This window comes from Candidatus Sodalis pierantonius str. SOPE (assembly GCF_000517405.1).
In the GTDB taxonomy this organism is placed as follows: domain Bacteria; phylum Pseudomonadota; class Gammaproteobacteria; order Enterobacterales; family Enterobacteriaceae; genus Sodalis_C; species Sodalis_C pierantonii.
In genome coordinates this window covers 3,407,107-3,420,150 of record NZ_CP006568.1, presented here as the reverse complement: position 1 = coordinate 3,420,150, position 13,044 = coordinate 3,407,107, and the positions used below count along the sequence as shown (strand labels likewise).

Annotated in this window: 6 protein-coding genes and 3 pseudogenes; 3 read left to right on the top strand and 6 right to left on the bottom strand. The window is 56.4% G+C overall.

Features of this window, described 5'->3' with window-relative positions; translation table 11 throughout:
• Positions 1 to 38 precede the first annotated feature (38 nt).
• Together SOPEG_RS17140 and treA are read left to right on the top strand one after the other, a co-directional pair.
• Positions 39 to 962 carry an IS5 family transposase gene (locus tag SOPEG_RS17140; protein ID WP_025246272.1) on the top strand — a complete coding sequence of 308 codons (924 nt, stop codon included), beginning with the start codon at positions 39 to 41 and terminating at the stop codon, positions 960 to 962.
• Positions 963 to 1,902: 940 nt separating this feature from the next.
• Positions 1,903 to 3,603, top strand: a pseudogene (treA, locus tag SOPEG_RS25165) (alpha,alpha-trehalase TreA).
• A 91-nt stretch (positions 3,604 to 3,694) separates the two neighbouring features.
• Here treA and SOPEG_RS17130 read toward each other — a convergent pair.
• Both SOPEG_RS17130 and SOPEG_RS17125 read right to left on the bottom strand, forming a co-directional pair.
• Positions 3,695 to 4,903, bottom strand: coding sequence for an IS256-like element ISSoEn2 family transposase (locus tag SOPEG_RS17130; RefSeq protein ID WP_025246271.1), 1,209 nt, complete (start codon positions 4,901 to 4,903; stop codon positions 3,695 to 3,697).
• A gap of 258 nt (positions 4,904 to 5,161) precedes the next feature.
• Positions 5,162 to 6,088 carry an IS5 family transposase gene (locus SOPEG_RS17125; protein WP_025246270.1) on the bottom strand — a complete coding sequence of 309 codons (927 nt, stop codon included), beginning with the start codon at positions 6,086 to 6,088 and terminating at the stop codon, positions 5,162 to 5,164.
• A gap of 112 nt (positions 6,089 to 6,200) precedes the next feature.
• Here SOPEG_RS17125 and SOPEG_RS17120 point away from each other — a divergent pair.
• Positions 6,201 to 8,847 (top strand): annotated as a pseudogene (locus SOPEG_RS17120) (HAD-IC family P-type ATPase).
• Here SOPEG_RS17120 and SOPEG_RS29925 read toward each other — a convergent pair.
• From SOPEG_RS29925 to SOPEG_RS17100, 4 genes and pseudogenes are all read right to left on the bottom strand, one after another.
• Positions 8,848 to 9,531, bottom strand: a pseudogene (locus tag SOPEG_RS29925) (TolC family protein); the annotation flags it as partial. It lies immediately after the preceding pseudogene.
• A 127-nt stretch (positions 9,532 to 9,658) separates the two neighbouring features.
• Positions 9,659 to 10,801: an HlyD family secretion protein gene (locus SOPEG_RS17110; RefSeq protein WP_025246267.1), complete on the bottom strand. Its 1,143-nt coding sequence runs from the start codon at positions 10,799 to 10,801 to the stop codon at positions 9,659 to 9,661.
• On the bottom strand, positions 10,798 to 12,486 hold the full coding sequence (locus tag SOPEG_RS17105; RefSeq protein WP_025246266.1) for an MFS transporter: 1,689 nt from the start codon (positions 12,484 to 12,486) through the stop codon (positions 10,798 to 10,800). Before SOPEG_RS17105 ends, SOPEG_RS17110 begins: the two co-directional genes overlap by 4 nt.
• Entirely contained in the window at positions 12,483 to 12,926 is a 444-nt protein-coding gene (locus SOPEG_RS17100; protein ID WP_025246265.1) for a MarR family winged helix-turn-helix transcriptional regulator, read from the bottom strand. Before SOPEG_RS17100 ends, SOPEG_RS17105 begins: the two co-directional genes overlap by 4 nt.
• Positions 12,927 to 13,044 lie beyond the last annotated feature (118 nt).

Sequence of the window (13,044 nt, the reverse complement as noted above, 5' to 3'; positions counted from 1 at the left end):
GGCTCTGATCACTACATTCGTTTCAACATCAGGTCCCCATGGCAAAGCAAAAATTTAAAATCACCAACTGGCCCGCATACAACAATGCGCTCAGGCAGCGGGGGGACCTGACAGTATGGCTTGATGAGTCAGCCATTGCTGCACGGACTGAGAGTACACCACCTGAACATCGTGGCCGGCCGCTTCACTACACCGATATGGCCATTACCACGGTTCTGATGATAAAGCGCGTGTTTAACCTTTCGCTCCGAGCGTTACAGGGTTTCGTTGACGCGATTTTTAAACTGATGGGGCTGTCGCTGCGCTGCCCAGATTACTCTCTGGTCAGCCGGCGAGCAAAAACCGTCGACATCAGCATAAAAACGCCAACCCGCGGCGAAATCTCACACCTGGTCATCGATGGCACCGGCTTGAAAATCTTCGGCGAAGGCGAATGGAAAGTCAGGCAGCATGGGGCTGAGAGGCGCAGAGTATGGCGCAAGCTTCATCTGGCAGTAGATAGCGCGACACATGAAATTATCTGTGCCGATTTATCGCTAAGCGGTACGATAGATGCGCAGGCGTTGCCCGGGCTGATTAACCAAACCCACCGGAAAATCAGGGAAGCGTCGGCTGACAGTGCTTACGATACGCGTTACTGTCATGATGCTCTGCTGAGGAAAAAAATAAAGCCGCTTATCCCACCGCGAAGTGGTGCGCAATATTGGCCAGCTCGATACCATGAGCGTAACCATGCGGTGACAAATCAGCATCTGAGCGGCAATAACGATACCTGGAAAAAGAAAGTAGGTTATCACCGGCGTTCACTGGCTGAAACGGCCATGTTCCGGTTTAAAACACTTCTGGGTGGTCATCTGAGTCTGCATGACTATGACGCGCAGGTAGGTGAGGCTATGGCAATGGTCAAAGCGCTTAACCGGAGCACGCTGTTAGAAATGCCAAACAGCGTCCGCATCATGTAACAATCGCCCTGATAGGGAGGAAGTCGTCACAAATTTCGGATTTATTCAACAAAGCGCCAGTCCGCCTGAAATACGCCCGACGCCCTAGGGGGCGGGGGGTTAATTTGCGCCCGGCGTATAGGTAAAGAAGGGTAAAAAAACGACCTCCGTTGCCCCAGGGAAATAGCCCAGGCGATAGAGAGGCTATCATTGTTATAGGCAATTTATATACCCTGACGATGAGCCAATATATCTCCCTACGCGAGAGAATGAAGCATCGTATTATTGCGCAAGCCGCTCCGCTAATCTGACGCCCGGCGGGCTACCCGGTTTGAGGGTTAATATCCGCGGGCCAGAATAAGAGTAGTAATTATCAATGTGTGAAATGATGTCAGGCTATATCATTCTACTACACAAAAGTAAGGCCCGGCGGGTAGCACAATAGCGGCGCAGTGCTATTGTCGGCGACCTATGCGATAATCAAACGCACTATGACGGACGGTCCATCCGGCCGCATCAACGCTCTTTAAGTCTTCAACTTCATTATCCGATAAATCCGAAACTTGCCGCTCAAGCGGGCAGGAGGAGGGCATACGGTCTGGCCGACGTCAGGTTTTTTTGTTGCCAGTTGGCCCGCCGGACGATGAAGATAGTCTATATTTAGCGCGCAGTAGAAATATCATAAATGAAAGCATTCTGCCTAAGTAGCTGTTATACGGTTTAATTTAACGACGGAGGCGCAATGAACAGCGGAAAAATTACCCCGGAGCACGTTCGGCGGCGGTGAGCGTATTTTTTTAATCCCGGCGCGGCGCCGTAAATAATCCCTTAACGGCGTCCGGACTTACCGCTTTGTTTCGCGCGCATTTCGTCCTGTCCGACCCGGAGCAGGCCAGCAGTAGCTATAGTTATTAATCCGGTACCGTAGTTTGGGTAGCGTATAAAAAAGGAGAATTCACCTATGATTACACGCTCTTTCCGGTGGACCTGGAAATCTTTTATCACATTAGGAGCCGCATTAAGCACAGCGTCCGGGCTGGTAAAACCCCTGCCACTGGTAAAGCGCACGCCGCAGGATGAAACGCCGCAGTCGCCAGATATCATGCTGGGCCAGCTTTACATCGATGTACAAACCGCCAAACTCTATCCCGATCAGAAAACGTTTGCCGATGCGGTGCCTCGCCGGGCGCCCGCGGCCATCATCGCGGATTATCAGAACAAACGTTTGCGGAAAAATTTCAATCTGCGCCATTTTGTCGACAAAAACTTTATTTTCCCTACCGACCGGGTGAAATATGTGCCGCCGACCGGGCAAAGTCTGCGTGAACACATCATCACGTTATGGCCGGTATTGACCCGTAATGACGCCAGGGTGCGTCCCCATGATTCGTTATTGCCGATGCCCTACGACTATGTAGTGCCGGGGGGCCGTTTCCGTGAAATTTACTATTGGGACAGCTATTTTACCATGTTAGGCCTTGCCGAGAGCGGGAAATGGGACCTGGTGCGCGGCATGACCGATAATTTCGCTCATGAAATCAACGTATTTGGCCGTATTCCCAACGGCAACCGCAGTTATTATATCAGCCGCTTCCAGCCGCCGTTTTTCTCGCTCATGGTGGATCTTCTCGCCGGTCACGATGGCGGCGAGGTGTATGAGCGCTATTTACCGCAAATGAAGAAAGAGTACGACTATTGGATGGAAGGGTATGAAAGCCTGGATCCCGGCGTTGCGGCGGGGCGTTTGGCCCGCATGCACGATGGCGCCTTTTTAAACCGCTATTGGAATGATGAGGATACGCCGCGGACTGAATCCTATCTGGACGATATTCTTACCGCCAGCGAGGCAAAGGATCGACCTGCGGCGGAAGTCTATCGCGATTTGCGCGCGGGCGCCGCGCCCGGTTGGGATTTCAGTTCGCGCTGGTTTGAATAATCCTTTGGAGCTTTCTTCCATCCGTACCACCTCCATCCTGCCGGTGGATCTGAACGCGCTAATATACCATTTGGAGCATACGCTGGCCAACGCCTGCCATATGACCGGCGATAACGAGGCGGCAGGCCGCTACAGCCTGGCGGCGCAAGCCCGAAAAGCGGCAATCAATCACCATTTGTGGAATGAAGCCGAAGGCTATTATGCTGACTACGACTGGCTGTTAGGAAAGTTGCGCGAACAATTGACCGCCGCAACAGTATTCCCGCTCTACAATAAAATCGCGTCGTCGAATTACGCCCGCCGCACCGCCGAGGTGATCCGATTGCAGCTGCTTAAGTAGGGCGGCATGATCACCACCACCAATGTCCGGGTCAGCAGTGGGATGCCCCTAACGGCTGGGCGCCGCTGCAGTGGGTGGCGGTGGAGGGGCTGCGCCATTACGGCGAAGAGGCGCTGGCGGAGGAGATAGCCACCCGTTTCCTCGGCAACGTACAGCGGCTTTATAATAACCAGCATAAACTGGTGGAAAAATATGTGGTGGAAGGCAGCGGTTTAGGGGGCAGCGGAGGCGGGGAATATCCGTTGCAGGACGGCTTCGGCTGGACGAACGGCGTAACTTTGAAGCTGATGGTGATGTATTGCGGTCAATCGCAGGACAACGTGGAAAATGTCGAGGAGCTGCTTGCCGAAGCGGATATTCGCCAGCGAGCCTTGGCGGCGTCTTGATGGTTGTGGCCGGCGGGGCTGATTGACTGCTGCCGCTGCTGCCCCGTTGATTTAACCGAGCCCGTACCGGATTCTGTGTAAATGCCTTTTCTCAGAAGTGACCGTCCAGGCGGTCACCGAACTCGATAATAAAGCGGCTCATTGCCATGCGCCAGTCCCTCAAAGGCATTGTCCATTTCTGTGAGGCCGCCTGTATCGCCAGCCACACCACCTTTTTCACTGCGTCGTCGGTCGGGAACACCTTGCGCTTTTTGATGGCATGCCGGATCACGCTGTTTAACGACTCGATGGCGTTGGTCGTGTAGATCACCTTGCGGATGTCCGTTGGGTAGGCAAAGAACGTGGCCAGATTGGCCCAGTTTGCCTGCCAGCTTCGACTTATTTGCGGGTAGCGGATGTCCCAGGCACTGGAGAACGCTTCCAGCGCCTGCAAGCCGGCTTCTTCCGTAGGGGCCTGATAGATAGCTTTCAGGTCGCGGGTGACGGCCTTGTAGTCCTTCCAGGAGACGAACCGCAGTCTGTTGCGCACCATATGCACGATACACAGCTGGAGCCGCGCCTCCGGATACACCGCGTTAATAGCGTCAGGGAAACCTTTCAGCCTGTCTACGCAGGCGATAAGGATATCGTTCAGGCCGCGGTTTTTCAGCTCTGTCAGCACGTTCAGCCAGAACTTTGCGCCTTCATTTTCGGCCAGCCACATACCTAGCAACTCTTTCTGGCCTTCGATGTTGATGCTCAGCGCCAGGAACACAGATTTGTTGATGATGCGGCTGTCCAGCCGGACTTTTAGAACGATACAGTCAAGATAAACAATGGGATAGACTGCATCCAGAGGCTGGTTTTGCCATTCGACAACCTGCTCCATGACCGCATCGGTGACCTTTGAGACCAGCGCCGGCGAGACATCGGCGTCATACAGCTCTTTGAACGCGGCGGCGATCTCGCGGGTGGTCATCCCTTTGGCGTACAACGATAAAATCTGGTTATCCATCCCGGTAATCCGGGTCTGGTTCTTCTTCACCAATTGCGGTTCAAAGGAACCGTCACGATCGCGCGGAGTACGCAGCGCCAGCGGGCCATCGCCAGTGGTAACGGTTTTTGTGGAATAGCCGTTGCGGGCGTTGGTCCCCGGTTTAGGCTGATTTTTATCGTAGCCGAGGTGATGGGTCATTTCGGCATTGAGAGCTGCTTCGACGCTGATTTTTTTCAGCAGCCGATCGAAGTGACTGAGATCTTCAGGGGTTTTGAGATTTTTGGCCAGTTCGTTAGCCAGAGCCTGCAACTGTTTTTCGTCCATAAATTAACCTGTTTTTGATGTTGGATTGAACATATCAAAATCAGGCAAATACACAAATTTCTAAACAGGCTCATTTAACCCCCTCTATTTTCGGCCGAACGCCGGTTAGCCGTAGCTGCCGTGCGTTCGGACGTACATCGGCGAGGCAGTGAATACGCCTTCCTGACAACCGCCACCCTGGTTCCTATTTTTATCGTCATAGCCGCTTTGTTGAATAAATCCGAAATTTGTGACGACTTCCTCCCATCAGGGCGATTGTTACATGATGCGGACGCTGTTTGGCATTCCTAACAGCGTGATCCGGTTAAGCGCTTTGACCATTGCCATAGCCTCACCTACCTGCGCGTCATAGTCATGCAGACTCAGATGACCACCCAGAAGTGTTTTAAACCGGAACATGGCCGTTTCAGCCAGTGAACGCCGGTGATAACCTACTTTCTTTTTCCAGGTATCGTTATTGCCGCTCAGATGCTGATTTGTCACCACATGGTTACGCTCATGGTATCGAGCTGGCCAATATTGCGCACCACTTCGCGGTGGGATAAGCGGCTTTATTTTTTTCCTCAGCAGAGCATCATGACAGTAACGCGTATCGTAAGCACTGTCAGCCGACGCTTCCCTGATTTTCCGGTGGGTTTGGTTAATCAGCCCGGGCAACGCCTGCGCATCTATCGTACCGCTTAGCGATAAATCGGCACAGATAATTTCATGTGTCGCGCTATCTACTGCCAGATGAAGCTTGCGCCATACTCTGCGCCTCTCAGCCCCATGCTGCCTGACTTTCCATTCGCCTTCGCCGAAGATTTTCAAGCCGGTGCCATCGATGACCAGGTGTGAGATTTCGCCGCGGGTTGGCGTTTTTATGCTGATGTCGACGGTTTTTGCTCGCCGGCTGACGACCAGAGAGTAATCTGGGCAGCGCAGCGACAGCCCCATCAGTTTAAAAATCGCGTCAACGAAACCCTGTAACGCCCGGAGCGAAAGGTTAAACACGCGCTTTATCATCAGAACCGTGGTAATGGCCATATCGGTGTAGTGAAGCGGCCGGCCACGATGTTCAGGTGGTGTACTCTCAGTCCATGCAGCAATGGCTGATTCATTAAGCCATACTGTCAGGTCCCCCCGCTGCCTGAGCGCATTGTTGTATGCGGGCCAGTTGGTGATTTTAAACTTTTGCTTTGCCATGGGGACCTGATGTTGAAACGAATGTAGTGATCAGAGCCGCCAGTCACCTAAAAGTTCGATTTATTCAACAAAGCCATTCGCTGATTACATAAACCGGAAGAAGATACGTTTTATGAAGACAGAAAACCCCATGAAAGCGGCGGATTCGTTGCCGCATTACTATCAACTCTCCGTGACGGATACGCTTGAGAGAATAAACGCGCTGAGCATGGATTAAGCCGCGAAGAGGCCGCCTCCCGGCTGCGAACGCACGGCGAGAATGCGCTGCCGCAGAAAAAGGGTAAGCCGGTATGGTTACGCTTCCTGGCGCATTTTAATGACGTGTTGATTTACGTGCTTTTGGCCGCCGCGGTATTGACCGCGGCGATGGGGCACTGGGTGGATACGCTGGTTATTCTGGGTGTGGCGATGGTCAATGCCCTTATCGGCCATATCCAGGAAAGCAACGCGGAAAAATCGCTGCAAAACATTCGTAATATGCTCTCTAACGAAGCGGTGGTGATCCGGCAGGGCGCGCATGAAACGGTACCTACCGCGGCGCTGGTGCCGGGCGATGTGGTGGTTATCCGCGCTGGCGACCGCATCCCGGCGGATCTGAGAATTATCGAGGCGCACGGCCTGCGCGTCGAAGAGGCCATTCTCACCGGCGAGTCAACGGTGGTGGAAAAAACGACCGCCGCGCTGGCGGGCGAGCTTTCGCTCGGCGACCGCACCAATCTGGTGTTCTCCGGGACAACCGTGAGTTCGGGCGCCGGCAAAGGCGTGGTGGTCGCAACCGGCGGTGCCACCGAACTGGGTCATATCAACCAAATGATGTCGACATTGTGCAGCACCGTACGCCGCTGCTGGTACAAATGGACAAACTCGGCAAAAGCATTTTTATCAGCATTTTGGTTATGATGGCCGCGCTGTTCACCTTCAGCCTGCTGTTCCGCGAGATGCCGCTGACGGAATTGCTGTTGTCGCTTATCAGCCTGGCCGTCGCCTCGGTGCCGGAAGGGCTGCCCGCCATCATTCGCAAGTTGCCGACCGTAGAAACCTTAGGTGCGATGACGGTTATCTGCTCCGATAAAACCGGCACGCTGACCATGAATGAAATGACGGTGAAAGCGGTGATTACCGCCGATCGGATTTATCGCGTGGAGGGGGACAGTTATGCGCCGGTGGGCGCGATGCATCCCGTGGATAGTCAGACGCCCGTCTCCGTCGTCGCCGGTTCGCTGCTGGAGCGCTATTTGCGCACCATCGATCTCTGTAACGACAGTCAACTGATGCAGGATGAAAACGGCCACTGGCAAGTGACCGGCGGCTCGACGGAAGGCGCGCTGAAAGTGCTGGCCACCAAGATGACGCTTCCCCCCGTCGTCAGCGCATTGCGTAGCAAGATCCCTTTCGATTCGCAATACAAGTACATGGCGACGCATCACCTTGTCGGCGATGAAGAGCGCATTCTGCTCACCGGTGCGCCGGATGTGCTGTTCCGGCTGTGCCGCGAGCAGTAGAGGGAAAACGGCCTGCAGCCGTTCGACCAACCCTATTGGGAAAGTAAAATCGCCGAGTATGCGCACGAGGGATTGCGTATGGCCGCCGCCTGGAAACCCGCAACCGCGGGTCAGGGGGCGCTGACGCATCAGGATCTTGAGCAGGGCGTCATTTTCCACGGCATCAGCGGTATGATGGATCCGCCGCGCTCGGAAGCGATCGCCGCGATTCGCGACTGCCGGCAGGCTGGTATCCGGGTGAAAATGATCACCGGCGACCACCCGCAGACGGCGATGAGCATCGGCAACATGCTCGGTATCGGCAACGCGCATCAGGCCATTACCGGTCGCGAACTGGAGACTATGGACGAAACCCAGCTCAGCGAAGCGGCGCAGGCCTATGATATTTTCGCGCGCACCAGCCCGGAGGATAAATTCCGTCTGGTTCGGGCGCTGCAAAGTAAGCAGGAGATCGTCGGTATGACCGGCGACGGCGTCAATGACGCGCCGGCGCTCAAGCAGGCCGATGTGGGTATTGCGATGGGTATCAAGGGTAGCGAGGTGACCAAAGAGGCCGCAGATATGGTACTGACGGATGACAACTTCGCCACCATCGCCAGCGCGGTGCAGGAAGGACGGCGCGTTTACGATAATCTAAAGAAAACCATCCTGTTTATCATGCCGACCAACGTGGCGCAGGGGTTGCTTATTATTATCACGCTGCTGGCGGGCAATATCATTCCTCTTACGCCCGTGCTGATTTTGTGGATGAATATGGCGACCTCCGCCACGTTTTCCTTCGGGTTGGCGTTTGAGGCGGGCGAGGCGAATATCATGCGGCGGCCGCCGCGCAATCCCCGCCTGCATGTCATGGACCGCTTTGCCATTTGGCGCGTGGCGTTTGTCGGCGGCATGATAGCCCTTAGCGCCTTTGTACTGGAAGCCTGGCTGCAACCGCGCGGACATTCGGCGGAATTCATTCGTACCGTGCTGTTGCAAACCCTGGTGTCGGCACAATGGTTCTATATGATTAACTGCCGCGTCGCAAACGACGGCTTCTCGCTGAATAAAGGCTTGCTGGCCAACCGCGGCATTTGGGTGGTCAGCGCCGTGCTGCTGCTTCAGCTGCTTATCATCTATGTTCCATTCATGCAGACGCTGTTTGGTACCGAAGCGCTGCCGTTGCGCTACTGGGCCATTACGCTGGCGATTGATTTGGTCATGTTCCTGGTGGTCGAGGTGGAAAAACCGCTGACGCGGAAATGGCGCACCGCCTGATTAACGGCGGGACGCCGGCGCGGCGTCCACCTGCCAACCGCCGCCCAGCGAGCGATAGAGATCGGTCTGCGCCTGCAAAAGATCATTTTGTAGCGCGATCACGCTTACTTGGGTGGCATAGAGCGTGCGCTGCGCGTCCAGCTCTTCCAAATAGGACGCATAGCTGTTGGCGTAGCGGTTATGCGCGATACGTAATTGCTCCTGCACCACCTCCTGCTGCGTGCGGGTTTCCACAAGCTGCTCGCGCAGCTACAGGATGCTGTCCAGGCTGTTGTTCACTTCGCCAAAGGCGTTGCGTACCGTTTTCTCGTAATTGTACAACGCTTGATTGCGCGCGGCGGCGACAATGAGCTGGCGTTCCGCCTGAACGATATCGGGCCGGCGGCGCATCAGCTCCGACGGCAGTACCGAGGGTAGCGGCAGCGGGGTGATGTGGTGCAGATCGGCGCCGCGGGCGATGCTCCCAGGGTTACTGCCTACCAGGATGCGCAGCGCGTTTTCCTGCTCGGTGATCTGATGCGACAGTTGCGGGATCTGCGCTCGGGCGGCCTGGTATTCCGCCTGCGATTGCGCCAGTTCCAACCGTGAGGAGTAGCCGGTTTCAAATTGACGGCGCGCCAGATTGAGCGAATTCTGCCGCGTTTGCAGTGTCGCCCGGGTCAGCGCCTGCTCCACCAGCGCGAGACCGGCGGTGCGGCGGTGTACGGGGCATTTCTGCGCCGGCCCTTGCCGCGCGCGGTCGGTTGAGGCGCCAATTCCTTCTGGCGGCAGACGGCGCCGGTGGGCCGGCGGCGTTGAAACCGGTTAGCCATCAGCGATTCACTCCCTGAGCCGCGCCGGGAATAGCCGATGAGCCGACGGGGTCGGCCGGCGTGCTGCCGGTATCGATATTGACCTCCACCGACATCCCGAGACGCAGGCGCCGGTATAGCGCATTATCGTGATCGATGCGCAGACGCACCGGGATGCGCTGGGCGATTTTGACGAAGTTACCGGTCGCGTTGTCGGACGAGATGGCGCTGAATTCGGAACCGGTGGCCGGCGAAATGCTCTCCACTACGCCGCTGAAGGTCGCATGGTCGAGCGCATCCACGCTGAAGCTTGCCCGCTGTCCCAGCCGGATCCCGGCCATCTGCGTCTCTTTCATATTGGCGATGATCCACATTTGCTTCGGCACCAGCGAGGTCAAATGCGTATCGGCACTGACATAGGCCCCCTGGCTCACCGAAATTTGCCCCAGTTGATCGTCGCGTGGCGCGACGATACGGGTATTGGCCAGATCGATTTGCGTCAGCTCCAGCGCCGCCTGAGCGTTAGCGACATCTGCCGCCAGCGAGGCGCGGTTGACGATCACCGTTTGCAGATCCTGTTTTGCTTTTTCCAACGAGGCTTTGGCCTGGGCGATATTGGCAACCGCCTGGCTGGCGCTGGCGCGTGAAGCATCCCGTTCGCGTATCGACAGCGAACCGTCGGCGACCAAATTCTCCACGCGTTGTAAATCCAGCTTCACCTTGCGCGCCTGCGCCTCGGCATTGATTACCTCGGCCTGGTACTGCTCCACCGATGCCTGCACGCTGCGGCGCTGTTGAACGTTATTATCCAGCGCCGCGCGCTTCATCAATAATTGCGCCTGCGCCTGGTGTACCCGCTGACGATAAATCCGCTGATCGATAACCATCAATACCTCATCCCGCCGGACCCAGGCAAAATCCTGCACCCGCACCTCGGTAATGTAACCACTGAGTTGAGGGCTGATGACCGTGACCTGGCCCCGCACATAGGCGTTGTCGATAGACTGCACCTGGCGGGTGAAGGGGGGCAACTGCCAGGCGTAAAGGATCACCAATACCCCCACGAGCGCAATCGCCGCCGAAATCATAATGGTTAAAATGCGCGCATTACTGCTTTTTTCTTTTTCCGGCGCCGCCGCCGGATTATCACCCTGCTGACTCATTGCCCCTCCGACGCAATGACGGCCGCCGTTGCCGCTTGTCTTGCCGCCATCGCCGCCGCTTGCCGTTGTGCGCGGCGCGCTTGGATGCGCAGCCACAGCAAACGCCACAAAATCCACACCAACGTCACCAGCGCGATCGCCGCGGTCAACAGGTAAACATCGTTGTAGGCCAACGTATTCGCCTCGCGGCTGGCGATGCTCTGGAGCTGCGATAATCCCTGCACGCTTTGCAGATAACCGTCGTTGAGCACGCCACCGTAGGCGGCGGTATAGCTGTTGACCCGCTCCGCGACCAGCGGATTCGCAAGGGTTAACTGCTCGGTCAACTGGCTGGAATGAAATTTCTCGCGTACCACCAGGAACGTCCCCAGCCACGCGGCGCCCAGCAGGCCACCGATATTCTGGCTCATACCGAACAGTACCGAGAAACTGACCAGATTGCGCGGCTCGGCCACGACGCCGTCGATGCCCGCCAGCAAGGCCGGCGCCAGAAAAAAGGCGCCGCCGAAGCCGAGCAGAAACTGGCTGAAATAGAAATTTTCCGGCCGGGTCAGACTATTGGAATGAGCATCCATCAGAGAGGCAAACATCATCAGCGCCAGGGAGATAATGATAGGCTGCGGCAATTTTTTCGGGTTGACGGTCAGGGCGCTGCAAAATACCCCCGCTATCATGCCGAGCAGGATGGCGACCGATAGCCCGCGCATCTGGTCATTGAGCAGGCCGATTTGCTGCAGGTAGCCGATGGCGCCGGTGTTTTGCTCCGACAAGACAATCCGCATCAAAATCATGATAAGCCCAAGGCGAATGATCGCGCCGCTGCTGAGCCAGCGGGTGTTGAGCAGCGGGTTGCGGCGGTGGTGTTCCACCACCAGCGCGCTGACGATAAGCACCATCGAGGCGGCCAGCGACCAGCCTATCCAGGGCGCCTCACGCCACCAGTCTATTTTCCCCAGAGAAAGGACGCCGCACAGCAGCGCCATACCGGGGGTCATCAGCATGAAGGTGAGAAAATCCAGCTTCTCGAAAACTTTTATCCGGTCGCTGGGCGGCAGTTTCATCAGTAATACGCCGGCCAGCGACACCAGCGCCAGGCCCAGCTCAAACAGATACAGGCCGCGCCATTCGTTCAGCGCCAGCAACTCTGATGAGAACAGCCGTGCCAGCGGCGTGGCCATCTGTGCGATCCCGATCCCGACCGTTAACGCTTTGAGCCGGTGCTTGGCCGGAAACGCCTGGATCTGATAATAGATGGACAGCGAGCTGAGCGCCGCGCCTACTATGCCGTGCGCGGCGCGGACCATCATCGCGGTGCTGAGATCATTGACGAACAAATGGAAAAAGGTCACCAGCACATACAGCACCAGAAACGCTTCCGTAAATACCCGCAAACCGTACTGCTGGCGGAATTTCACCAGCAGCAGATTAATCGAGACATTGGTCATCAGGTATACCGCCGGCAGCCAGGCGATTTCGTTGGAATAGGCGCCGAATGAACCCTGCAGGTTGGTGAGATTGGCGGTGACCAGCGCGTTTCCCAGACCGCCGGTCAGCGATACCAGCACTCCCACCAGGCCATAAGCGATGCGCCGGTGCCAGGGGTGCAGCGGCGTTGAAGGCGAGCCGGGCAGGGTAGGCTTTTCATGGGGCAGCCATTGCCGTGGGGCGTAGGGATCGCTTTTCATCGCTGTTTGGCCTCCGCTGCCTGTAATAAGGTATCCAAGACCCGCCAGGTGGTGTCGAGATCCGGCTCGCTTACATAGGATAAGAGTTCATTTCGCAGCGCGTCGGCCTCGATTTTCACCTGACGGTACAGGGCTTTGCCCTGCGGGGTGGTGAGCAGCAGTTTTTGGCGCTTATCGGCGACGGGCGTTTCGCGCCGGATCAGGTTTTGCTGCTCCAAACGATGAAGCAACGGCACCAGGCTGGCGGTTTCCAGGCCCAAAAACGCCGCCAGCTGTTTCTGGGTCCAGGGCTGCGTTTGCTCGGCGTCGGCGATAGCGGACACCGCGACCCAGCTGGCGAGGCTCAGGCCGGTCTCTTTGAGCCGGTTATCGATGGCGAGACGCCAGGCGTGGGCGGTACGGTGCAGCAGCCGGGGAAAATGTGCGTTGTGCGATTTCACTCAAGCAGGTCATGATTTATTAGTTAGATATCTAACTAAAAATACCATGTGTTGCGCCAACTGCCTATAGCCACGGCGGGGAAAAGCGAGGTTTGTTATTCCGCCGGCTGCGCCGGCG

What these genes read in the sequence shown, in the direction of transcription:
- SOPEG_RS17140 (WP_025246272.1), top strand. Translation starts at nt 39, where the DNA reads ATGGCAAAGCAAAAATTTAAAATCACCAACTGGCCCGCATACAACAAT.
- SOPEG_RS17130 (WP_025246271.1), bottom strand. Translation starts at nt 4,903, where the DNA reads ATGGACGAAAAACAGTTGCAGGCTCTGGCTAACGAACTGGCCAAAAAT.
- SOPEG_RS17125 (WP_025246270.1), bottom strand. Translation starts at nt 6,088, where the DNA reads ATGGCAAAGCAAAAGTTTAAAATCACCAACTGGCCCGCATACAACAAT.
- SOPEG_RS17110 (WP_025246267.1), bottom strand. Translation starts at nt 10,801, where the DNA reads ATGAGTCAGCAGGGTGATAATCCGGCGGCGGCGCCGGAAAAAGAAAAA.
- SOPEG_RS17105 (WP_025246266.1), bottom strand. Translation starts at nt 12,486, where the DNA reads ATGAAAAGCGATCCCTACGCCCCACGGCAATGGCTGCCCCATGAAAAG.